This is a genomic window from Herbaspirillum sp., from assembly GCF_017744395.1.
In the GTDB taxonomy this organism is placed as follows: Bacteria; Pseudomonadota; Gammaproteobacteria; order Burkholderiales; family Burkholderiaceae_D; genus Herbaspirillum.
Window position 1 is genome coordinate 341,098 of sequence record NZ_JAGIBI010000001.1, and the last position, 20,740, is coordinate 361,837.

The 20,740-nt window shown below is 63.9% G+C and carries 22 protein-coding genes; 14 read left to right on the forward strand and 8 right to left on the reverse strand.

The features are described 5' to 3' along the window. Positions 1 to 12: 12 nt before the first annotated feature. Both J7548_RS01510 and J7548_RS01515 read right to left on the reverse strand, forming a co-directional pair. Positions 13 to 1,239: an HlyD family efflux transporter periplasmic adaptor subunit gene (locus tag J7548_RS01510; RefSeq protein ID WP_290969374.1), complete on the reverse strand. Its 1,227-nt coding sequence runs from the start codon at positions 1,237 to 1,239 to the stop codon at positions 13 to 15. 80 nt (positions 1,240 to 1,319) lie between these two features. Then, positions 1,320 to 2,801: an efflux transporter outer membrane subunit gene (locus J7548_RS01515; protein ID WP_290969376.1), complete on the reverse strand. Its 1,482-nt coding sequence runs from the start codon at positions 2,799 to 2,801 to the stop codon at positions 1,320 to 1,322. A gap of 285 nt (positions 2,802 to 3,086) precedes the next feature. Here J7548_RS01515 and J7548_RS01520 point away from each other — a divergent pair, with 285 nt between their 5' ends. The 4 genes from J7548_RS01520 (at position 3,087) to J7548_RS01535 (ending at position 5,581) form a co-directional block, all read left to right on the forward strand. After that, positions 3,087 to 3,701, forward strand: a complete 615-nt coding sequence (locus tag J7548_RS01520; protein WP_290969377.1) for a TetR/AcrR family transcriptional regulator — start codon at positions 3,087 to 3,089, stop codon at positions 3,699 to 3,701. 95 nt (positions 3,702 to 3,796) lie between these two features. Next, the gene (locus J7548_RS01525) at positions 3,797 to 4,168 is read left to right on the forward strand and encodes a hypothetical protein (RefSeq protein ID WP_290969379.1); all 372 of its coding nucleotides are present in this window, start codon (positions 3,797 to 3,799) and stop codon (positions 4,166 to 4,168) included. Positions 4,169 to 4,199: 31 nt separating this feature from the next. Beyond that, a complete protein-coding gene (locus tag J7548_RS01530; protein WP_290969381.1) occupies positions 4,200 to 4,748 on the forward strand; it encodes an RNA polymerase sigma factor in 549 nt (182 codons plus the stop codon). Continuing rightward, complete coding sequence (locus tag J7548_RS01535; RefSeq protein ID WP_290969382.1) at positions 4,745 to 5,581, forward strand: anti-sigma factor; 837 nt, start codon at positions 4,745 to 4,747, stop codon at positions 5,579 to 5,581. The genes J7548_RS01530 and J7548_RS01535 overlap by 4 nt, the downstream gene beginning before the upstream one ends. 24 nt (positions 5,582 to 5,605) lie before the next feature. Here the strand turns inward: J7548_RS01535 and J7548_RS01540 are convergent, their stop codons facing one another. Beyond that, positions 5,606 to 7,642, reverse strand: a complete 2,037-nt coding sequence (locus J7548_RS01540) for a site-specific recombinase (protein WP_290969384.1) — start codon at positions 7,640 to 7,642, stop codon at positions 5,606 to 5,608. Between the two features lie 219 nt (positions 7,643 to 7,861). On the opposite strand from J7548_RS01540, the gene J7548_RS01545 reads away from it, so the two are divergent. After that, positions 7,862 to 8,050: a hypothetical protein gene (locus J7548_RS01545; protein ID WP_290969386.1), complete on the forward strand. Its 189-nt coding sequence runs from the start codon at positions 7,862 to 7,864 to the stop codon at positions 8,048 to 8,050. A 309-nt stretch (positions 8,051 to 8,359) separates the two neighbouring features. After that, a complete protein-coding gene (locus J7548_RS01550; protein ID WP_290969388.1) occupies positions 8,360 to 8,548 on the forward strand; it encodes a YjfB family protein in 189 nt (62 codons plus the stop codon). A gap of 92 nt (positions 8,549 to 8,640) precedes the next feature. On the opposite strand, the gene J7548_RS01555 is transcribed toward J7548_RS01550, so the two are convergent. Beyond that, complete coding sequence (locus J7548_RS01555; protein WP_290969390.1) at positions 8,641 to 10,194, reverse strand: methyl-accepting chemotaxis protein; 1,554 nt, start codon at positions 10,192 to 10,194, stop codon at positions 8,641 to 8,643. Next, positions 10,191 to 10,403: a hypothetical protein gene (locus J7548_RS01560; RefSeq protein WP_290969392.1), complete on the reverse strand. Its 213-nt coding sequence runs from the start codon at positions 10,401 to 10,403 to the stop codon at positions 10,191 to 10,193. Before J7548_RS01560 ends, J7548_RS01555 begins: the two co-directional genes overlap by 4 nt. Before the next feature lie 103 nt (positions 10,404 to 10,506). On the opposite strand from J7548_RS01560, the gene J7548_RS01565 reads away from it, so the two are divergent. The 4 genes from J7548_RS01565 to J7548_RS01580 all read left to right on the forward strand — a co-directional run bounded on the left by J7548_RS01565 (position 10,507) and on the right by J7548_RS01580 (position 14,369). Beyond that, positions 10,507 to 10,806: a helix-turn-helix domain-containing protein gene (locus J7548_RS01565; RefSeq protein ID WP_290969394.1), complete on the forward strand. Its 300-nt coding sequence runs from the start codon at positions 10,507 to 10,509 to the stop codon at positions 10,804 to 10,806. Then, positions 10,803 to 12,119, forward strand: coding sequence for a type II toxin-antitoxin system HipA family toxin (locus J7548_RS01570; protein ID WP_290969396.1), 1,317 nt, complete (start codon positions 10,803 to 10,805; stop codon positions 12,117 to 12,119). Before J7548_RS01565 ends, J7548_RS01570 begins: the two co-directional genes overlap by 4 nt. Continuing rightward, a complete protein-coding gene (locus J7548_RS01575) occupies positions 12,116 to 13,015 on the forward strand; it encodes a pseudouridine synthase (protein WP_290969398.1) in 900 nt (299 codons plus the stop codon). Before J7548_RS01570 ends, J7548_RS01575 begins: the two co-directional genes overlap by 4 nt. 103 nt (positions 13,016 to 13,118) lie before the next feature. Then, positions 13,119 to 14,369, forward strand: coding sequence for a M20/M25/M40 family metallo-hydrolase (locus tag J7548_RS01580; RefSeq protein ID WP_290971545.1), 1,251 nt, complete (start codon positions 13,119 to 13,121; stop codon positions 14,367 to 14,369). Positions 14,370 to 14,426: 57 nt separating this feature from the next. Here the strand turns inward: J7548_RS01580 and J7548_RS01585 are convergent, their stop codons facing one another. From J7548_RS01585 to J7548_RS01595, 3 genes are all read right to left on the reverse strand, one after another. Next, positions 14,427 to 14,711, reverse strand: coding sequence for a BrnA antitoxin family protein (locus tag J7548_RS01585; protein ID WP_290969400.1), 285 nt, complete (start codon positions 14,709 to 14,711; stop codon positions 14,427 to 14,429). After that, the gene (locus tag J7548_RS01590) at positions 14,698 to 14,964 is read right to left on the reverse strand and encodes a BrnT family toxin (protein ID WP_290969402.1); all 267 of its coding nucleotides are present in this window, start codon (positions 14,962 to 14,964) and stop codon (positions 14,698 to 14,700) included. Before J7548_RS01590 ends, J7548_RS01585 begins: the two co-directional genes overlap by 14 nt. 127 nt (positions 14,965 to 15,091) lie before the next feature. Beyond that, positions 15,092 to 15,760 (reverse strand): GntR family transcriptional regulator, encoded by a 669-nt coding sequence (locus J7548_RS01595; RefSeq protein WP_290969403.1) that lies wholly within the window; start codon positions 15,758 to 15,760, stop codon positions 15,092 to 15,094. Between the two features lie 154 nt (positions 15,761 to 15,914). Here J7548_RS01595 and dctP point away from each other — a divergent pair, with 154 nt between their 5' ends. Genes dctP through mdcA form a run of 4 tightly spaced genes read left to right on the forward strand, consistent with a single transcriptional unit; the run spans position 15,915 to position 20,524 of the window. Continuing rightward, positions 15,915 to 16,940: a TRAP transporter substrate-binding protein DctP gene (gene dctP, locus J7548_RS01600; RefSeq protein WP_290969405.1), complete on the forward strand. Its 1,026-nt coding sequence runs from the start codon at positions 15,915 to 15,917 to the stop codon at positions 16,938 to 16,940. Next, positions 16,937 to 17,509 carry a TRAP transporter small permease gene (locus J7548_RS01605; RefSeq protein ID WP_290969408.1) on the forward strand — a complete coding sequence of 191 codons (573 nt, stop codon included), beginning with the start codon at positions 16,937 to 16,939 and terminating at the stop codon, positions 17,507 to 17,509. Before dctP ends, J7548_RS01605 begins: the two co-directional genes overlap by 4 nt. Further along, complete coding sequence (locus tag J7548_RS01610; RefSeq protein ID WP_290969411.1) at positions 17,506 to 18,855, forward strand: TRAP transporter large permease; 1,350 nt, start codon at positions 17,506 to 17,508, stop codon at positions 18,853 to 18,855. Before J7548_RS01605 ends, J7548_RS01610 begins: the two co-directional genes overlap by 4 nt. Before the next feature lies 1 nt (position 18,856). Then, positions 18,857 to 20,524: a malonate decarboxylase subunit alpha gene (gene mdcA, locus J7548_RS01615; RefSeq protein WP_290969414.1), complete on the forward strand. Its 1,668-nt coding sequence runs from the start codon at positions 18,857 to 18,859 to the stop codon at positions 20,522 to 20,524. Positions 20,525 to 20,740: the final 216 nt, after the last annotated feature.

Consider the following 20,740-nt stretch of genomic DNA (forward strand, 5'->3'; position numbering starts at 1 on the left):
GCGCTTATCGGATCAGGTATGCGGGATGACCACGGCCGCCTTGTTCTTTTTCTGCACCGGCAGGCCGCTGGCGTTGTCGCCGATGATGCGTTCGACGATGGCGTCGGCCTGCTTGCCGAGGTCTTCATAGACGCTGGTCTGGTAATTGATAGGGGCGTTTTCGAGGGCGTTGCCGTCGCCGTGGATGTCGACGGTGGCGGTGGTCGACAGGCCGATGCGCAGTGGATGCGCGCGCACCTGTTCCGGATCCAGCGCGATGCGCACCGGCACGCGCTGCACCACCTTGATCCAGTTGCCGGTGGCGTTCTGCGCCGGCAGCAGCGAGAAGGCGCCGCCGGTGCCGGCCGAGAAGCCGATCACGGTGCCGTTGTACTTCACGCTGGAGCCGTAGATGTCGGCCACCACTTCAACCGGCTGGCCGATGCGGATGTGTTTCAACTGGCCTTCCTTGAAGTTGGCGTCGATCCAGATCTGCTCCAGCGGCACGATGGCCATCAGCGGGTTGCCGGCGGCGATGCGCTGGCCGACCTGCACCGAACGCTTGGAGACGAAGCCCGACACCGGCGCCACGATGTTGACGCGGGCGTAGTTCAGGTAGGCGTTGCGCACGGCGGTGGCGGCTTGCTGCACGTTGGGGTGCTCCGTGACGCTGGTGCGGTCGGTCAGGGCGCGATTGGCGGCCGCTGCGGCGCGTGCCTGGTCGAGCGCGGCGGTGGCGCTCTTGAAGGCGTCGCGGGCGTGCGCGACGTCTTCGGCCGAGACCGCGCCGGAGGCCACGCCGGCCTGGCGGCGCTGCAAGTCGTCCTTGGCGCGCGCCAGGTTCGATTCGGCGGCGTCGACGTTGGCGGCCAGCGTGTCGTTGTTGAGGAACAGCTGGCGCGTCTGGCGCACCGCCTGGGCCAGCGCGGCTTCGGCCTGCGACAGCGCCAGCTTGGTATCGGCCGCGTCCAGCGTCACGAGCTGCTGGCCGGCCGTGACTACCTGGGTATCGTCGGCCTTGATGGCGGTGACGGTGCCGCCGACCTGGGCCGAAATCTGCACGATGTTGCCGCCGACATAGGCATCGTCGGTTTCCTCGAAGAAGCGGCCGTGCAGGAACCAGTACAGGAAGCAGGCGGCGGCGATGACGACCAGGGCCAGCGTCAGCAGGAACAACTGGCGCTTGCGCTTGCCGTTGCCATTCCCGTTGGCGGTTGGGGTGGGAGCGCTCGTGGCGTTCGGGGAAGTGCTTTCACTCATGGATTACTCCGTTTGATTTTCTTTGCAGTGATGTATTGGAGATGCCGCTTTGGCGGGCGGCATAGGTGTCCGTTATCCGTTCAGGGCTGTTTCAGCGCCAGGCCGGCCTGCTGGGCCTCGAAGCCGCCGCCCAGCGCCTTGTACAGCGCCACCTGCTGGTCGCGGCGCGCCGCTTCCAGGTTGACCAGGGCCTGGCGCTGCGCCAGCACGCCGGTCTCGGCCGAGAGCAGCGTCAGTTGCGACACCAGGCCGAGGCGATAGCGTTCGCTGGCCAACTGGTAGGCCCGTTCGGCCGCTTCCAGCGCTTCGCGTCGGATCGGCAACTGGCGCTCGGTCGAGTGGATCGAGGCGATCTGGCGCGCCACGTCGGCATAGGCGTCGTTGAGGGTCTTGTTGTAGGTCGCCACGGCCAGGTCGTAGTTGGCGTACTCGCCCTTGAGGCCGGCGCGCAGGGCGCCGCCTTCGAAGATCGGCAGGCTGATGGCCGGCCCGAAGGCGATCGTCTTGCTGGCGGCGGTGAATGGGTTGGTATTGAGCAGGGTATCGAAGCCGATGGTTGCGCTCAGGTTGATGTCGGGATAAAAGCGCGCCTTGGCCACGTCGATGCCGTGGGTCGCGGCTTCCACCTGCCAGCGCGCGGCCACGATGTCGGGACGGCGGCCCAGCAGATTCAGCGGCAGGTCGGCCGGCAGGCCTGGCGTGGCCAGGTTGGCCATCTGCGGCGCGGCCAGTTGCAGGCCGCGGTCGGGGCCGTGGCCGGTGAGCGCGCCCAGTTGCTGCCGGGTCAGCGTGATCTGGCCTTCGATTTGCTCAAGCTGGGCACGGGCGTCGGCGCTGCTGCTGCGCGACTGGTTGCGTTCGATCTGGGTGTCCAGGCCGGTGCGCACGCGTTCGATGGTGATCTTTTGCAGCGCCTCGCGCTGGTCGACGGTGCGTTGCAGGATGTCGCGCAGCGCGTATTGCGCCGCCAACTGGCTGTAGGCCGAGACGATCGAGGCGGTCAGCGCCAGGCGCGCTTCCTGCTCGCTGGCGGCAGCCGCCTTCTCGTTGGAGATGGCCTGCGCCAGCGCGGCGTGGTTCTTGCTCCACAGGTCGAGCTCGTAGCCGATGTTGAGCATCGCCTTCTTGTCGTTGAACCAGTTGCCGCCGTACGGTTCCGGGTAGATGGTGGTGCTGGAGAACTGGTTGCGGATCACCGACGCGTCGGCGCTGACGCTGGGCAGCAGCGGCGCGCCGCGGGCCTCGGCCAGGGCGCCGGCGGCGGCGATGCGCGCCTGCGCCTGCTGCAGGTTGGGGCTGGACGCCAGCGCTTCGTCGATCAGGGCGTTGAGCTGCGGATCGCCGAACTGCTTGACCCAGTCGCTACCGGGCCATTGGCCCGGGTTCCCTTGTTGCGGGTCCGACAGGCTGCGCTGCGTGGCAAAATCGTTTGCCTGGGCGATGTGCCGGTCGCTGCCGATGCCGCTGAAGCTGGCGCAGCCTGACAGGCCCGCCAGGCCGATCATGGTGATGCAAACGGCGATCGCCCGCGGCCGGAAGGCGGGCGACATGATGCGTTTCATAGAATTCTCCACGTTGAAATTTTGGCGATGCGAGTTTCTTTGCGATCTCGTTAATACTGGTTGCGGGTTTGTCTCGCCTGGCGTGGCGTCTTGCTGGGCAGGCGTCGGGGCGGGCGCTGGGGTGGAAGTCCGGCCGCCTGTAAACTGTGACGCGAGTCCGCTGCAAAATGTTGGCGATTGGCTGGCGAGTAAAAACTCATTTTTGTATTATACTCTGAGATACGAACAATAACTCATGTTGCGAATTCGCGTTGGAGACGGGCGAATTCCTCACCGAAGCTGAAAATGAAACTGCAACCCCGCAAAGAACCTCGCCAGGCACGTTCCCGGGCGATGGTCGACACGATTCTCGATGCCATGTCGCGCGTGCTGGTCGAACGTGGCTACGCCAAGACCAATACCAACCTGGTAGCCGAGTCGGCCGGCATCAGCGTTGGCTCGCTGTACCAGTACTTCCCGAACAAGGACGCCCTGATCTTCGCGCTGCGCGAGCGCCATGTGACGCGCATGCTGGCGCTGTTCGAAGACGTGGCCGCGCACATCGACGGCGCCGGTTCGCTGCACAGCGACTTCGAGGCGCTGATCAACGCGCTGGTGGCGGCGCACCTGGTCGAACCCGAACTCAACCGCATCCTGGAAGAAGAGTTTCCCGCCTACAACCTGCCGGTCTCCACCGAGATCCGCCAGCGTTTCTTCGACGCCATCCGCGGCGTGCTGGAAAAGCATCGCAGCAGCCTCACCACGCCGGACCTGGACGTGGCGACCTTCGTGCTGCAGCGCATGCTCAAGGCGCTGATCAACGCCGTCGTGCTGACCGGCCCCGGCGGCCTGTCCGCCGGCAGCGTGCGCCCGGAAATCCTGCCGGCGGTGATTGGCTACCTGACTGCGCCGCGCAGCTAAAAATATTTTTCCCGGACTGGAATAATCGGGGATGCCTGGCGTATACCGAGTCAGGGTATGGCAAACCGCGCAACCCGGCCAAGAAAGGAAATGACATGAGACTGCTTGCAACTTCCCTGATCGCGCTGGCTTGCGCCGGCACCTCGCTGGGCGCATTCGCGCAGGGCGCCGGCGTGAAGGCCATGAACGGCATATTGACCGACAGCAAGGGCATGACCGTCTACACCTTCGACAAGGATGCCGCCAACAGCGGCAAGAGCGCCTGCAACGGCCCCTGCGCCAAGCTGTGGCCGCCGGTCATGCCGATGGGCACGCCGGCAGCGCCGTATTCCAGCATCACCCGCGAAGACGGCAGCGCCCAGCTGGCCTATGAAGGCAAGCCGCTGTACCTGTACGAAAAAGACCAGAAGCCGGGCGACCGCGACGGCGACAACTTCAAGGACGTCTGGCACGTGGTCAAGCAATAAGCCCGACCCGAGACGCTCCCTTCCATCCCATATGTTCGGACGCAAAGCCAGGCAGGAACAGGCGCGGCAGGCCGACGAGCAACTGATGCTCGCCTGCCTGCCGCGTTTGCGCCGCTACGCCCGCGCGCTGATGGGCGAGCGCAGCGCCGCCGACGACCTGGTGCAGGATACCCTGGAGCGCGGCTGGGAAAAGCTGGCCTCATGGCAGCGCAGCGACGACATGCGTCCCTGGCTGTTCGCCATCATGCACAACCTGTATGTGGACCAGCGCCGCCGGCCCGCGCTGGCCACGGTCGAACTGGACGAAGCAGACTTGCCGGAGGCCGGCGCCATGCCGGCCGACCACGGCCTGGCGCTGGACCTGGAGGCCGCGCTGCAATTGTTGCCCGCCGGACAGCGCGAAACCCTGCTGCTGGTGGTGCTGGAAGACATGTCTTACGAAGAGGTGGCGGCAGCGCTCGGCGTCCCGGTGGGGACGGTGATGTCGCGCCTGTCGCGCGGCCGCGAGCGTTTGCGCCTGCTGATGGAGGGCGGCGCGCATGGGGCTGCCGCGGCGACGTCGTTGAAGGTGGTGAAATGAAACCCTCGGCAATCAGTGAAAACGACCTGCACGCCTACATCGACGGCAAGCTGCCCGCTGCGCGCGAGCGCGAGATCGCCGACTGGCTGGAGCGGGAGCCTGAGCATCAGGAAACGCTGGCGCGCATGCGCGCTTACCGGCGGCAAAACGCAGCGCTGCATGCACTCTATGACGAAGTGCTGGACGAAGCCCTGCCGCAGAGGCTGGCCGGTTTTGCGCGAACGCCTCTTACCGCAGCAGCGAACAATGCATCTTGGCTGCGTTATGCCGCGATGCTGGCACTGGTGCTGATCGGCGGCGCCGGCGGCTGGCTGCTGCACGATGCCGCCCAGGATGGGGTGATGCAATGGATGCCCGGGGCGCGCACCCGGATGGCGGCGGCGCCGATTACCCTGGCGCGCCAGGCGGCGGTGGCGCATAGCGTCTACAGCCCGGACATGCGGCGCCCGGTCGAGGTCGGGGCCGACCAGGAGCAGGCGCTGGTGACCTGGCTGTCGCGCCGCATCGGCGCCAACGTGCGGGCGCCCAAGCTGGCGCCGCTGGGCTACGACCTGATCGGCGGGCGCTTGCTGCCGGGGCAGAGCGGGCCGGTGGCGCAGTTCATGTACCAGGATGCCGGCGGCCAGCGCCTGACCCTGTATGTGTCGCGCGACCAGGTCCAGAGCCAGGGAACCGGTTTCCGCTTCGCCCAGGAGGGCAAGGTCAACGTGTTCTACTGGATCGACGGCCAGTTCGGTTATGCGCTGTCGGGCGGCATTGCGCGCAACGAGCTGTCGCGCATTGCCAGCTCGGTCTACGAGCAATTGGAAACGGCGCCGCAGCCGGCCAATTGATGCGGCGGATGAGGCGCGCCGGCTTTACGGATGGCGCGCCTCATCGGTGGCGCCATCCGCCGCTTGCGGCGCATCCTTGGGCGGCCAGAAGAAGGCTCCCGGTTTTTTCAGGAAGCGCACCGACAAGGCCTTGAGCAGCTTGCCGCCCTGACGGAAGCGCACCTGCCTCGAGCGCAGCGCCACGAACAGCGCCAGCGCGAAACTGACCCACAGGTTGACTGCGCCCACCGCCAGCACGCCTACCGCCGACAGCACGAAAGTGTGCATGCCCACACCCCATTGCAGCGCTTCCATGGCGATGGCCAGGTTGGCCGCCGAGAAGGTGATGTGGCGGATGTCGATCGGCAGGCCGAGCATGAAGCCGATGGTGCCGATCGTGCCCAGCATGATGCCGAAGTAGAAATTCCCCATCAGGCCGCCCAGGCCGGTTTCCAGGTAATCTCCCAGCCGCTGCGCGCGGCGCCGGCCGACGATGGCGGTCAGCCAGCGCGCCCGCACCACGCGCTGCGACATGCGGGTGTAGAGCGCCTTGTTGTCGTAGTAGCCCGAGATCAGCCCGGCCAGGAACAGGCATACGCCGGCGATGGCGGCATGGAACAGCGCCAGGCTGCTGATCGGGTCGAGATCGTGCAGCAGGTGCGCGGCCTTGTCGGCATCGACGAAGTGCGAACCGGTCAGGTAGAAATAGGCGCTTACCAGCAGGTAGGCGACCGGGAAGGCCAGCGTCAGGTTGCCCAGCACCGCGATGAACTGCGTGCGGAACACCTGCACGATGATGTCGACCAGGCTTTCGATGTCGATGTTGCGGCTGTCGCCGCTGCGGTGCAGGTCGGCGGCGATGCGCGAGGCGGTCATGGCCGGCTGCTTGGTGGCCACGGTGAAGTGCAGCACCTGGATCAGCATGAAGCCCAGCGAATAATTCATGCTGAACAGGAATGCTTCCACCAGCGGCGCAGCATGCAGTTTGGAAAACAGGATCTTGACCAGCGCCATGAAGCCGATGATGAAACCGGCGCCGGCGGCCGAGCGGTACATGGCGCCAAATTCGCGGCGGTTCTCGGCGATGTAGTGCTCGCCGGTGCGGCTGGCGTTTTCGGTGACGTTGCGCGCCAGCAGGTGGATGTTGCCGGCCAGGAGCCCGCGCACGGTGTACTTGCGGTTGTGCGCTTCCACCAGTTCCAGCGCCAGCGCGAAGCCGGTGCGGCGCTTTTCCTGCACATCTTCCGCGGCGGCCGGCTCCGCCAGCGCCAGCAACTGGCGCAGGCGCTGCAGGTTCTGCTCCAGCCGCAGCAGGCGGTAGGTGAGGGATACGCTGGTGCCGATGCGCAGCGCGTGCTTGCGGATCTTGTCGACCACTTCCTGGCACTGGTCCAGCAGCACCAGCACATGCAGCGCATCCTCCACCGGCGCATCCTCATCCTGCAGACGGCGGCGATAGCTTTCCATCCAGGCATGCAATTCCACGTTCTGCATCAGGAACGGCGATTCGAACGCCTTGACGTCGCTGTAGAGGCGGATCAGCTCGGGCTCGGTGCCGATGGCGCTGATGCGGTAGGAAAGCACCTGTATCGCCTGCAGCAGTTCGGTCAGGGTCTTGCCCCGGTCGGCAGGTAGCGGAGGCGTCGGGCCGGCGGCGGCCACGGTTTGCCACAGGGTGTCCCAGGCTTCGAACGGCACCGCCTGCAGCCACAGGTGGTCGCGTTCGTAGGGAAATACGATTTCGAGGCAGTCTTGCAGGTTGCGTTCGTCCAGCGCCGGCGGCAGCACGCGGTAGACTAGGCGCCGGCGCAGCTCATGGAAGAAGCCGTCGTTGGAAAGGACGCCGGTATCGGTGTACAGGCTGGCCTGGCGCCGCACGGACAACAGGTGCAGCAGATGGCTGCGCAGCGCCGCGGCGTATTGCGGATTGTCTTGCAGCAGCCGCGTGAGCGTCAGCACTTGTCCCAGCGCCGAAGCCGGATCGCCGCCGCGTGGCGGACGCAGGCGCGCCACCAGTGCGCGAATGCCGGAGAGGTCGGTCGAGAGCGGGTCGGAGGCAATTTTTTCCAGGGCAGGCAGCATGAAGTCTTGGCAGGGAAGATGGAAACAGGGATGGAAACGGGGCAAGCCTGGGGGCGAAGTTCACCGTATCGGATATTGGCGGAAATTAACACATGCAAAGTCAGGTAAGGACGATGCAATCGCCGTTAAGAGTTCGGCGGCGCTTGCCGCTAACATGTTTGGCCATTGCGTAAAGGTAAATGCGATGGCATTCGGTTGCACTTCAATCAAGGAGTTCCCATGGAGATGGCAACTATCGCCAGCGGCGCGGCAACCGCCTGGCTGGCCAACAAGGCGGCGCAGTCCGTCGGGGTGGATCTGACCAAGGTCGCCAAGCGTGTAGCGGACGATGCGATCGACGCCGCCGGGACGGTTTTGCGCCTGCCGGCCAATATCAATATCGGCCGCATCATCAACACGATAGCCTAGGCAGCATGTGCGCAGCGGTTGGGTGCACGGATTTGGATCGCATCCTCCGGGATGCGATTTTTTTGTTTTCATTCCGCAAATTTTACGGGTGGGCGGCATGGGGGAGAGTGTCCGAAGGCAGCCGAAAATCTTGATGGGACGCAGATTTTTCTATTGCTTCTTGATTAATTACGCGAATGCGCTATGAAAGAAATTCCCCTTATTCCTTTAAAATCATTGATTGATGTAAAGAAACGGGTTTGAATGCCGTTATGCAGATACTGCCGGTTCCATTTAGCCGGCAGCGATCTTCCCATCAAGGAGTTGTTCATGGATGTTTCGCAAATTGCTTCGCTGGCAACCAGCCTTGCCTCGGCGCAGACCTCCGATGCCGTCAACGTGCTGATGCTGAAGAAAGCGCTCAACACGCAAGCCGCCGCGGCCATCGGCGTGCTGCAGGCATTGCCGCCGCTTCCGGCCAATCCCAATATCGGCCGTAACGTGAATACGACCGCCTGAGCGGCAACTGCCGGGTTTTCAGAAATCGCAGCCTTCGGGCTGCGATTTTTTTTGATTTACCGGGGGCTCGGCCCGCTGACCCCGGCAGCGGCTTAGCGCTGGTGCGACAGCCTGAAAATGCTCACCGAATTGCGCAGCGTGCCGGCCTGGTTCTGCAAGGAGGCGGCAGCTGCGGCGGCCTGTTCGACCAGGGCGGCGTTCTGCTGGGTCACTTCATCCATTTGCGCCACGGCGATGTTGACCTGGTCGATCCCCTCGGCCTGTTCGGTTGAAGCCGACGAGATCTCGCCCATGATGTCGGTCACGCGCTGGACGGCGCTGACGATCTCTTGCATGGTGGTGCCCGCGCGCTCGACTTGCTCGGCGCCGACTTCGACTTGGGATACCGAGCTTTCGATCAGTTCCTTGATCTCCTTTGCCGCGACCGACGAGCGTTGCGCCAACGTGCGCACTTCCGTGGCCACCACGGCGAATCCCCGGCCCAGTTCGCCTGCGCGGGCTGCTTCCACGGCGGCGTTCAGGGCCAGGATATTGGTTTGGAAGGCGATACCTTCGATGACGCCGACGATTTCCGAGATTTTCTTGGAGCTGGCCGACATCGCCTCCATCGTCGACACCACTTCGCCGACGGTCGCGCCACCGCGCACGGCGACTTCCGAGGCGTTGGCGGCCAGTTGGTTGGCAGTGCTGGCGTTATCGGCGTTTTGCTTGACGTTGGACGCCAGCTGCTCCATGGACGATGCTGTTTCCTCCAGCGAGGCCGCCTGTTGCTCGGTGCGCTGGGAAAGGTCGGTATTGCCCAATGCGATTTCCTGGGAACCGATGTTGATTTCCTCGACGCCCCGGTGCACCTGCGCAACCAGCTGCGCCAGGTTCTGCTGCATGCCGCGCAAGGCCGCCAGCAGCTTGCCGATTTCGTTATTGCTGGTCACCTCGATATTGGAGGTCAGGTCGCCCTGGGCAACCAGGCCGAGCTGGGCGACGGCATAGTCAAGCGGCTTCAGGACGACGCTCCTGAGCAGGTAAAGCACCGTCGCGGCGAGGATGAGGGCGATGCCCAGGCATACCCACATGGCCCAGCGCATGGTCTGGAACTCCTGGCGACGGGCGTCCTGGGTCTGGCTGACCTTGTCTTTCTCGGTGTTCTGGTATTTCTCAAGCGCTTTGGAGAAACGGCCGCCGGCCTTGTCGATCTGCTCGATATTGAGCTTGTAATAAGCCTCGGCATCGCCGGATTTGAGCAACTGCTGGGCCTGGTCGAGCAGGCGGGCCAGGGCGCCGGCCGAATCGATCAGCTCGGTTCTGAGGGCCGCGTCGTCGGTGGGCAGGACAGGCAGGTTGCCGAATTGCTGCACCTTGCCGAGCATCCGGTCATAGGTCGTCTTGATATTGTCGAAAAACCAGGATTCCGGCTGGATGTTTTTCATCAGGTTGGCATAAACCAGGGCGAAACCGGCGCGGGTACGGGCAGAGTCTTTATAGACATCGTTGATCAGGATGACCCGGCTCGATGTGTCATGCACGAAATCGGTCGATTCGTTCGAGCGCGTAAGCAGGGTGATCCCGGCGGCCAGGCTGGCGAGGATCAGCAGGGTAAAGACAGTGATGGCGGCGGTGATAGCGAATCGGACCGAAATATTTTTCATTTTTCTTGAGGTTGCAGGTTGCTGAACTGAAACAGGCATAAGGCCGGACGCATTTTCCCATATCGAATGAGGGAAAAGAGATTCCAATGGGACGGGAAGGGTTTGGCGGGCAAATCAGCAACACTCTTCAAGGCAAGGGCAATGGCTCCTGCCCGATCAAGGTTCCAGGCAGGCAGAAGGGTGATTGAAAGTAATAATTTATTGGTCATTTTTAAAATTACACAATAAATTATTTATTTCTTGTTTTGAACAATAATTTGGATAAAAATAAAGGAAATCTTCCCCCTGACCTTGAATATCGAGGCATATCGTATGGCAAGTATCCTGGACATTGGCGAGCAGGTCCGGCGCGCCCGCAAGGCCCGCAAATGGAGCGCGGCCGATCTTGCGCTGCGGGCCGGCATCCACCGCAATACCTTGCTGGCGCTGGAAACCGGCAAGGGCAATATCGAACTGGCCAAACTGCTGGCCATCTGCGGCGAACTGGAGCTGGCGCTGGAACTGGTGCCGCAGGCGGTGGCCGGGCTGCGGCGGGCCGATGCCGAAGCGGGCGGCGCCACTGAGTTGGCCGAGCGCCTGCATGCGCTGATGCGGGAACGGAGCCGTCCATGAGCATGCTGCGTTCCCTGCGCATCCGCCTGGGGCGGAATGAAGTCGGCTCGCTGTTCGCGCTGGATGACGGACGCTGCTATTTCCGCTTCGACGACGCCTATGCCCTCGACAGCGGGCGCCCGGTGCTGTCGCAGCTTTACCTCGCAGCCAGCGAAGAGCGCACGATTGCCCAGTTGCTCGATCCGACGCTGGCGGTCAATCGCGGCGACGGCCGCGGCGGCTTGCCGCCGTTCTTCCAGAACCTGCTGCCCGAGGGCCAGTTGCGCAAGCACCTGGTACAGCGCGCGGGCCTGCCGCCGGACGATGAGTTCGGCCTGCTGGCCTATTGCGGCAAGGATTTGCCCGGCGACGTCTCGGCCGTGGCCGAGCAGCTCGACGACAAGCGCATGGGGCGCCTGCTCGGGCAGGGGCATGACAGCTACGAAATGAGTTCGGGGCAGTTGCCGGTGCCGGGCGGCGAATCCTTGTCCGGCGTACAGCCGAAGCTGGCGCTGGTGCAGGAGGGCGGCCGCTACGTGATGCGTTCCAAGGACCGGCAGGGCAGCCACTTCATCGCCAAGCTGCCGGCTACCGACTATCTCAACATGCCGCAGGTGGAATTCTCCTCGCTGACCCTGGCCGCCGCCGCCGGCGTCGACGTCTGCCGGTTTGCGCTGGAGCCGCTGTCGGCCATTGCCGACCATTTGCCGTTCGGCTTGCGCAACGACGCCAGCCGTTTTCTGCTGGTACACCGTTTCGACCGCGATGCGCCCATGCCGACCGGCCGCCGGCACATGGAAGACTTCGCCCAGGTCACCGGCACCGCGCCGGGCGCCAAATACGCAGGCACCTATGCCGCCATCGGCATGGTACTGAAAGAGCGCAGCGCGCGCGGCGTGGAAGACGTGTTCGAATTGCTGCGCCGGATCAAGGTCAACGAATTGCTGGGCAACTTCGACGCCCACCTGAAGAATTTCAGCCTGTTGTACCGCACCCCGCAACAGGCCGTGCTGTCTCCGGCCTATGACATCGTCGCCTATGCCGCCTACGTCGGCGGCAACGGCCATGCCCTGAATTTCGTGCCGGAGCAGAAGGGCAAGCAATTGCTCACGCCGGCCATCCTGCGCCGGCTCGCCAACATCTGGAGCATCCCGGAACCCAAGCTGCAGGCGGTATTGGTGGAGACGGTGGAGCGCGCCATGACGCAATGGCCGGTGCTGATCGGGGAGCTGCCGTTTACCGGCGACCAGCGCGAAAAGCTGCTGGCGCATCTCGACGCCAATGCCAGCGTGGCCGCATGGCGGCGGCGCGCAGCGCGCAGGAGGCCGGCATGAGGCCGACGCCGACCTTGCCGGTGCGAGACGGCCTGTCCCCGAGTTATCTGTGGCTGCAGCCGGGGCCGTGGGGCGACATGCTGTCTTTCCTCGCCGCGCGCTTTACCGCCGTCCCGCAGGAAGTGTGGCGCGAGCGCCTGCTGCGTGGCGAAGTGCGCAACCAGCGCGGCGAGGAGCTGCGGCCCGATTCTCCCTACCGCAGCGGCGACTGCATTTTCTACTACCGCGAACTGCCGCAAGGGGAACAACACATTCCGGTGGAGGAAAAGATCCTGCACATCGACGACCACCTGCTGGTGGCTGACAAGCCGCATTTCCTGCCGGTGATCCCGACCGGCCGCTTCGTGCAGGAAACGCTGCTGGTGCGCCTGAAGAAGGCCACCGGTTTCGAAGACCTGGTGCCTATCCATCGGCTGGACCGTGAAACGGCCGGCGTGATCGTGTTCTCGCACAATCCGGGCAGCCGCGGCAAATACCAGTCGATGTTCCAGCAGCGCTCCATGTTCAAGGTGTACGAAGCGATCGCGCCGCTGCGCGCCGATCTGGAGCTGCCGCGGGTGCACCGCAGCCGGGTGGAGGAAATCCCGGAGCAGTTCTTCAAGATGTACGAGGCGCCGGGCGAGCCGAACTCGGAAACCTATGTCTCGCTGATCGAGGCGCGCGGCGACCTGGGTTTGTATCGCCTGGAGCCGGTCACAGGCCGGCGCCACCAGTTGCGCGTGCACATGGCCTCGTTGGGCATCCCTATCGTCAACGACCTGTTCTATCCGGACGCGGTGCCGGTCGGCGTGGCCGACGACCTCGACAAGCCCTTGAAGCTGCTGGCGCGCTCATTGTTCTTCATGGATCCGTTGGATGGCAGCGAGCGCCATTTCCAAAGCGAGCGCACTCTCTGAACGGCGATGCCGCTACAATCGCTGTCCGCAAGACCGTAATCCATCCGAGAGAGAGACATCCATGACACTTGCATTCGCATTGCATAAGAAAAAAACACTGAAAATGCTTGCCGCCGCGCTGTTGGCGCTGGGCGCCCAATCCGCATTGGCCGCGCCGCAGGCCCCGTTCTACGACATGGCGCAGCAAGAGAAAGCCGGACTGATCGACACCATGCGCGACCTGGTCTCGATCGAGTCGGGCAGCAAGGACCTGGAAGGACTGGCCAGGATCGCCGCGCTGATCCGCGACCGCCTGGCCGCGTTGGGCGGCAAGGTCGAGTTGCTGGACGCGCCCGAGGTCTACCGCATGGACGACACGCCGGAAAAGATTGGCCAGGTGGTGCATGCCGAGTTCAAGGGAACGGGCAAGCGCAAGATCATGCTGATCGCTCACATGGATACGGTGTATCTGCGCGGCATGCTGAAAGACCAGCCGTTCCGCGTCGACGGCAACAAGGCCTACGGCCTGGGCATCGCCGACGACAAGCAGGGCATCGCCACCATCCTGCACACTATCGCCATCCTGCAGAAGGCAGGCTTCAAGGACTACGACACGCTGACCGTGCTGATCAACGGCGACGAGGAAATCAGCTCGCCGGGCGGGCGCAGCCTGCATACCAAATACGGCGCAGAGCAGGATGTGGTCCTGTCCTTCGAGGGCGGCGGCGCCGACGGCCAACTGCGCCTGGCCACCAGCGGCATCGGCGCGGCCTACCTGGATGTCGTCGGCAAGTCCTCGCACGCCGGCGCGGCGCCGGAGAAGGGTGTCAACGCGCTGTACGAGCTGTCGCATCAGTTGCTGCAACTGGACAAGTTGTCCCAGCCCGAGCGCGGCCTGAAGCTGAACTGGACCGTGGCCCAGGCCGGCACCAACCGCAACGTCATACCGGCCACCGCCAGCGCGCAAGCCGATGCGCGGGCGCTCAAGGTGAGCGACTTCGAGCAGCTGCAGCAGCGCCTCAACGACGGCATCAGGAAGCAGATGATCCCCGAGGCCAAGGTCAGCGTGAAGTTCGAGATGCGCCGCCCGCCGCTGGAAGCCACGCCGGCTTCGCGCAAGGTATCGGCGTATGCGCGCGGCATCTATGAAGAAATCGGTCTGCCGCTGAAGGTCGCGGAAGTCGCCACCGGCGGCGGCACGGATGCGGCCTTCGCCGCGCTGAAGAGCAAAGGCGCAGTGATAGAGGGGATGGGCCTGAGCGGTTTCGGCGCGCATTCCAACGATGCCGAATACGTGCTGCTCGACACCATCGTGCCGCGCCTGTACCTGACCACGCGCCTGATCATGGATGTGGCGCAGGACAAGGTGAAATAAGCAGGAAGAAATAAAGCAGGACAGGCGGCGGCCCCGGCGACGGGCCGCCGTTTTTTGTCAGTGCTGGTGCTCCTGGCGCCACTGGCGCAATGCATCGTTCATGCGGGTCTGCCAGCCGTCGCCATCTTTCTTGAACGCGGCAATGATATCTTCATCGAAACGCATGGTGACCTGCACCTTCTTACCGCTGCCGGCAGGCCGGCCCCGTGGCCGTACCGGTTGCAGATTCTCCAATTGGGCATCGGTCAGCGGTGGCGCATCAGGGTCGTTCAACGCCGCCGCCGTAATTTCGGCATCTTCTTGATCCGTCACCCGGATCGTTCCGGCTTTAAGCTTTGGCATAACGGTTTTCCTCACGTCGGTTTGCTTTGCGCAGGCTGATAATCCGGCGCCTGTCATCGCGATCAACATACACGACGACAAACAGGCGCAGCCCGATGTAGCCGATGCCGATCATCCGTTCTTCGCCATACGTCTGTCGGGTATCGGGCACCGCATACAGCGTATCCCATTCGATTCTGGTGGCGGCAGCTAGCGATATCCCATGCTTGGCAAGATTGATGGCGTCTTTGGCTGGATTGAAAGCGATCCTCATGTGATGAATTTGATTACAAACTCATCGCATGTACAAAGCTTTATTGTAGCTACATTTATTATTTTACGGTATATCGTAATGCAGCCTGTTTTTTCTCAAAATGATTGAGATGATCTCGCCCCGGCGCTCAGGCCGCCGACTTCAACTGGTGCAGCGACGCCACCAGGTCGGCGAAGCGCTGCCCCTGGATCATGATGTGGTCGCGCAGCACTTCCATGGTTTTTTCCTCATTGCCGGCAATGATCGCGTCGACCGCGGCGCCATGTTCGTCGAAGGACATCTTCAGTCGGTCGCGCACCCGTAACTGCAGGCGGCGGTAGGGGCGCAGGCGGCGGTGCAGGGCGCGCGCCTGTTCGGCCAGGAAGGTGTTGTGGCTGCCGGCGTAGATGTGGTCGTGGAAGACCTCGTTCAGGTAGAAGTAGGCGTCGGGGTCCGAGGCGTCGCGCGCGGCCTGGCAGGCCTGGTGCGCGGCCAGCAGGTCGGCGTGTTCGGCCGGCGTCATGCGGCGCGCCGCCAGGCGGCCGCACATGGCTTCGAACTCGGCCATCACCTCGAACATTTCAATCAGTTGCTGCGGGCCGATCTCGGCCACGATGGCGCCGCGCCGCGGCCGCATCTCGACGATGCCCATCGAGGCCAGCTGGATCAGCGCTTCGCGGATGGGGGTGCGCGATACCCCGAACTCCTCGGCCAGCGAGGTCTCGTCCAGGTGCTGTCCCGGCACCAGCTTGCCTACGGCGATCAGTTCCTCGATCGATTCACGCAGGGTTTCAGAACGTTTTTTGGCGGGTTCCATCTTGAAATCCTTTTCGTCAGGCCAGGATTGTATGCAAGACAATATTTTAAATTGGATTGGTACTTGACAATGTATGCCTTTTGGAAGAAATTGTATACACGATGAGATCATAAAAACACACGCAGCATCCATCAATCCTTGGAGGAGACTCAAAATGACTGGAATCACGCGCCGCCATTTCCTTGGCACGCTGGCCGCCGCCCCCTTCGCGGCAGGCTTGCCCACCGCAGCATGGGCACAGACGACCAACCTCAAGATTTCCCACCAGTTTCCCGGCGGCACCATCAATGAAGGCGACTTCCGCGACCGCCTGGTGCGCATGTTCGCCCAGCAGGTCAGCGAACGCACCAAGGGCGGCCTGAAGTTCGAGATCTATCCCGGCTCTTCGCTGATGAAGACCAACGCGCAGTTCTCCGCCATGCGCAAGGGCGCGCTGGACATGTCGCTGGTGCCGCTGAACTATGCCGGCGGCGAAGTCCCGGAAACCAACATCGGCCTGATGCCCGGCCTGGTGACTTCCTACCAGCAGGGCGCCTCCTGGAAGAATGCGGAAGTCGGCAAGGAGCTGGCGCGCATCCTGGGTGAGAAGGGCGTGGTCATCGTCAGCTGGATCTGGCAGGCGGGCGGCGTGGCGTCGCGCGGCAAGCCGATCGTCGAGCCGGCCGATGCCAAGGGCATGAAAATACGCGGCGGTTCGCGCGAGATGGACATGATCCTGAAGGAAGTCGGCGCCGCCGTGGTGACGCTGCCCTCCAATGAAATCTATGCGGCCATGCAGACCGGCGCGATGGACGCGGCGATGACTTCGTCGACTTCCTTCATGTCGTTCCGCCTGGAAGAAGTCGCCAAGGCGCTCACCACCGGCCGCGACAAGGCCTACTGGTACATGTTCGAGCCGCTGATGATGTCCAAGGCGGTGTTCGATCGTCTGTCCAAGGACCAGCAGGCCACGGTCATGGCCGTGGGCGCCGAGATGGAGCAGTTCGCCATGAAGGCCGCGCAGGCCGACGACATCGCCGTGGCCCAGGTCTACCAGAAGGCCGGCGCCAAGGTAGTCGACCTGAATGCGGCAGTGGTCAAGAAGTGGCAGGACATCGCCCGCAACACCGCCTGGAAGGATTTCGCCGCGCGCAATGCCAATTGCGCCAAGCTGCTGGCATTGGCGGAGAAGACCCTATGAGCCACGGTTTCGAGATGCCGGGCGCCGCCCCGGCGCGGCCGGCGGTGCCTGCCTGGGCGCCGTTGGCGTGGCTGGCCGCCGCGCTGGAAAAATTCCACAAGCTGGCCGTGTTCCTGGGCATGATCGCGCTGGTGGTGACTTCGTGCATCCTGACCTATTCGGTGGTGGTGCGCTATTTTCTGCACCATCCCACCGACTGGCAGGACGAGGCCTCGGTGTTCATGCTGGTCGGCGTGATCTTCCTGTGCTCGGCTTACGTGCAGTCGCTGCGCGGCCATATCGGCATCGAAGCGCTGGCCGGTTTCCTTTCGCCCGCCGTCAATCGCGCGCGCATGTTCATCGTCGACCTGCTGTCCTTCCTCTTTTGCGCCTTCTTCGCCTGGAAGTCGTGGGCGCTGTTCCATGAAGCCTGGGTGGACGGCCAGACCACATCGTCGACCTTCGCGCCGCCGCTGTGGATTCCCTATTCGATGATGGCGCTGGGCATGACCGTGCTCACGCTGCAATTGCTGGTGCAGGTGCTGGTGCGCGTCACCGGCACGGTCGAAGCGAAGGAGGGCGCCCAATGAGCCCGCTCATGCTTGGCGCCCTGTACGGGATCGTCACCATCGCCGTCATGTGTTCCGGCATGCCCATCGCGTTCGCGCTGGGCGTGGTGGCCACCGGCTTCATGTACTTCTTCATGCCGGAATCGGCGCTGGATACCGTCACCCAGAACGTCTACGAAGAGATCGCCTCGATCACGCTGCTGTCGATTCCGCTATTCATCCTGAAGGGAGCGGCGATCGGCAAATCGCCGGCGGGCAAGGACTTGTATTCGGCCATCCACGCCTGGCTGAACCGCGTGCCGGGCGGCCTGGGCATCGCCAACGTGTTCGCCTGCGCGCTGTTCGCGGCGATGGCAGGTTCTTCTCCGGCGACCTGCTCGGCGATCGGTTCGGCCGGCATTCCCGAGATGCGCCGCCGCGGCTATTCGCCGGGCTTCGCGGCCGGCATCATCGCCGCCGGCGGCACGCTGGGCATCCTGTTGCCGCCGTCAATCACGATGATCCTGTACGCGGTGGCCGCCGAGCAGTCGCTGGGTCGCCTGTTCCTGGCCGGCATAGGTCCGGGCGTGCTGCTGGTGGTGCTGTTCGCCGGTTACGCGGTGTACCGTGCCCGCAAGGAGTACAAGCTGGCGCATGCGATCTACAGCGCCGGCGGCGCCAAGTCGGCCTACCTGGACGACGAGCACTTCACCCTGGCGCAGAAGGTGGAAATGCTGCCGCGCGTGCTGCCGTTCCTGATCCTGCTGATCGGCGTGATGGTGGCGCTGTACGGCGGGCTGGCCACGCCGTCCGAGACCGCCGGCCTGGGCGCGCTGCTGGCGCTGGTGCTGATCGCCATCGTCTACCGCATCTACAGGCCGCGCGAGATCGCGCCCTTCCTCAGTTCCACCATCAAGGAATCCGGCATGCTGCTGCTGATCATCGGCATGTCGCTGCTGTATTCCTACGTGATGAGCTACCTGCACATCAGCCAGTCGGCGGCGCAGTGGGTGGTCGACCTGCACCTGTCGAAGTGGCTGCTGCTGGCGGTGATCCTGCTGATGGTGATCGTGCTGGGCTTCTTCCTGCCGCCGGTGTCGATCATACTGATGACCGCGCCCATCATCCTGCCGCCGCTGAAGGCCGCCGGTTTCGACCTCATCTGGTTCGGCATCGTGATGACGGTGGTGATGGAAATGGGGCTGATCCACCCGCCGGTGGGGCTGAACCTGTTCGTGATCAAGAACATCGCGCCGGACATCGCGCTGGGCGACGTGATCAAGGGCACCATTCCTTTCCTGGCGCTGATGTTCCTGGCGGTCGTGCTGTTGTGCATGTTCCCCGGCATCGCGACCGTATTGCCTGACTTACTGATGGGAGCGAAGTAATATGAGCGGGAGCGAACGCGTCTGGAACGCGCGCCAGAAGAACCGGGACGCCCGGCTGGCGCGCGCCGTGGCGGCACTGGGCGGCAAACTGCAAGGCAAGCTGGCGCCGGCGGCGCAACTGGCCGACCTGCTGTACGCGGTGATCGAGCCGGGCGACCGGGTCTGCGTCGAGGGCAACAACCAGAAGCAGGCCGACTTCCTGGCCAAGGGGCTGGCCTCGCTCGATCCGGCGCGCGTGCACGACCTGCACATGCTGTTCTCGGTGCTGGCCTTGCCCGAGCATCTGGACGTGTTCGAAAAGGGGATCGCCTCGAAGCTGGACTTTTCCTTCTCCGGCCCGCAAGCCGGCCGGTTGGCGAAACTGGCTTCGGCCGGCAAGCTCAACATCGGCGCGATCCACACCTACCTCGAACTGTTCGGCCGCTATTTCATCGACCTGACGCCGCGCGTGGCGCTGGTGGCCGCCCAGGCGGCCGACCGCCACGGCAACCTCTACACCGGCCCCAACACCGAAGACACGCCGGCGATCGCCGAGGCCACGGCGTTTTCCAGCGGCATCGTGATCGCCCAGGTCAACGAGATCGTCGACGAGCTGCCGCGCGTGGACATTCCCTCGGACTGGGTCAGCTTCGCCATCAAGGCGCCCACGCCGCATTACATCGAGCCGCTGTTCACGCGCGACCCGGCGCAGATTTCGGAGATCCAGGTGCTGATGGCGATGATGGCCATCAAGGGCATCTATGCCGAATACGGCGTGCAGCGCCTGAACCACGGCATCGGTTTCGACACCGCCGCCATCGAGCTGATCCTGCCGACCTATGCCGAGTCGCTCGGCCTGCGCGGCAAGATCTGCAAGCACTGGGCGCTCAACCCGCATCCGGCGCTGATCCCGGCGATCGAAGCCGGCTTCGTCGAGTCGATCCATTCCTTCGGTTCCGAACTGGGCATGGAGGAATACATCCGGGCCCGCCCCGATATCTTCTTCGTCGGCCCCGACGGCTCCATGCGCAGCAACCGGGCGTTTTCGCAGACGGCCGGCCACTACGGCTGCGACATGTTCATCGGTTCCACGCTGCAGATCGATTTGCAGGGCAATTCCTCCACCGCCACGCTGGGCCGCATTTCCGGCTTCGGCGGCGCCCCCAACATGGGCGCCGACGCCCGCGGACGGCGCCATGCCAGCGAGGCCTGGCTCAAGGCCGGGCAGCAGGCGCGCGCCGGCAAGAACACCATCCCGCGCGGCCAGAAGCTGGTGGTGCAGACGGTGGAAACCTTCCGCGAGCACATGCAGCCGGCCTTCGTCGACAAGCTGGACGCCTGGCAACTGGGCGAGCAGGCCAAGATGCCGATCCCGCCGGTGATGATCTATGGCGACGACGTGACCCACATCCTGACCGAGGAAGGCATCGCCAACCTCCTGCTGTGCCGCACCGACGAGGAGCGCGAGCAAGCTATCCGCGGCGTGGCCGGCTACACGCCGGTGGGCCTGGGGCGGGACAAGCGCATGGTGGAAAACCTGCGCGACCGCGGCGTGATCCGCCGCGCCGAAGACATGGGCATCGACAAGCGCCTGGCCACCCGCGACCTGCTGGCGGCCAAGAACATGAAGGACTTGGTGCGCGCTTCGGGCGGGCTGTACAACCCGCCCAAGCGGTTCCGCAACTGGTAGCGCCGGGAACAGCCGGTTGGCGGGAATGAAAGGCAGTCGAAAAACGCAACTTGCCTGTCTCCCCGTATCACGTTGTTGGGCAGGCATTCTCAACCGTAGTTGTCCGAGACAGTGAGGAACCCATGCAGCAGTGTGACGGCATCGGCAGTACAGATTCCCCGGAGGTGAACCAGCAACGTCGCCGGTTCGTCGCAGGCAGCGGCCTGCTGCTGGGAG

Coding starts and splice junctions, on each gene's coding strand:
- J7548_RS01530 (WP_290969381.1), top strand. CDS start 4,200: ATGTTCGGACGCAAAGCCAGGCAGGAACAGGCGCGGCAGGCCGACGAG.
- J7548_RS01585 (WP_290969400.1), bottom strand. CDS start 14,711: ATGCCAAAGCTTAAAGCCGGAACGATCCGGGTGACGGATCAAGAAGAT.
- J7548_RS01550 (WP_290969388.1), top strand. CDS start 8,360: ATGGATGTTTCGCAAATTGCTTCGCTGGCAACCAGCCTTGCCTCGGCG.
- J7548_RS01540 (WP_290969384.1), bottom strand. CDS start 7,642: ATGCTGCCTGCCCTGGAAAAAATTGCCTCCGACCCGCTCTCGACCGAC.
- J7548_RS01515 (WP_290969376.1), bottom strand. CDS start 2,801: ATGAAACGCATCATGTCGCCCGCCTTCCGGCCGCGGGCGATCGCCGTT.
- J7548_RS01580 (WP_290971545.1), top strand. CDS start 13,119: ATGCTTGCCGCCGCGCTGTTGGCGCTGGGCGCCCAATCCGCATTGGCC.
- J7548_RS01595 (WP_290969403.1), bottom strand. CDS start 15,760: ATGGAACCCGCCAAAAAACGTTCTGAAACCCTGCGTGAATCGATCGAG.
- J7548_RS01545 (WP_290969386.1), top strand. CDS start 7,862: ATGGAGATGGCAACTATCGCCAGCGGCGCGGCAACCGCCTGGCTGGCC.
- J7548_RS01570 (WP_290969396.1), top strand. CDS start 10,803: ATGAGCATGCTGCGTTCCCTGCGCATCCGCCTGGGGCGGAATGAAGTC.
- J7548_RS01555 (WP_290969390.1), bottom strand. CDS start 10,194: ATGAAAAATATTTCGGTCCGATTCGCTATCACCGCCGCCATCACTGTC.
- mdcA (WP_290969414.1), top strand. CDS start 18,857: ATGAGCGGGAGCGAACGCGTCTGGAACGCGCGCCAGAAGAACCGGGAC.
- J7548_RS01535 (WP_290969382.1), top strand. CDS start 4,745: ATGAAACCCTCGGCAATCAGTGAAAACGACCTGCACGCCTACATCGAC.
- J7548_RS01610 (WP_290969411.1), top strand. CDS start 17,506: ATGAGCCCGCTCATGCTTGGCGCCCTGTACGGGATCGTCACCATCGCC.
- J7548_RS01565 (WP_290969394.1), top strand. CDS start 10,507: ATGGCAAGTATCCTGGACATTGGCGAGCAGGTCCGGCGCGCCCGCAAG.
- J7548_RS01525 (WP_290969379.1), top strand. CDS start 3,797: ATGAGACTGCTTGCAACTTCCCTGATCGCGCTGGCTTGCGCCGGCACC.
- J7548_RS01520 (WP_290969377.1), top strand. CDS start 3,087: ATGAAACTGCAACCCCGCAAAGAACCTCGCCAGGCACGTTCCCGGGCG.
- J7548_RS01590 (WP_290969402.1), bottom strand. CDS start 14,964: ATGAGGATCGCTTTCAATCCAGCCAAAGACGCCATCAATCTTGCCAAG.
- J7548_RS01575 (WP_290969398.1), top strand. CDS start 12,116: ATGAGGCCGACGCCGACCTTGCCGGTGCGAGACGGCCTGTCCCCGAGT.
- J7548_RS01510 (WP_290969374.1), bottom strand. CDS start 1,239: ATGAGTGAAAGCACTTCCCCGAACGCCACGAGCGCTCCCACCCCAACC.
- dctP (WP_290969405.1), top strand. CDS start 15,915: ATGACTGGAATCACGCGCCGCCATTTCCTTGGCACGCTGGCCGCCGCC.
- J7548_RS01560 (WP_290969392.1), bottom strand. CDS start 10,403: ATGACCAATAAATTATTACTTTCAATCACCCTTCTGCCTGCCTGGAAC.
- J7548_RS01605 (WP_290969408.1), top strand. CDS start 16,937: ATGAGCCACGGTTTCGAGATGCCGGGCGCCGCCCCGGCGCGGCCGGCG.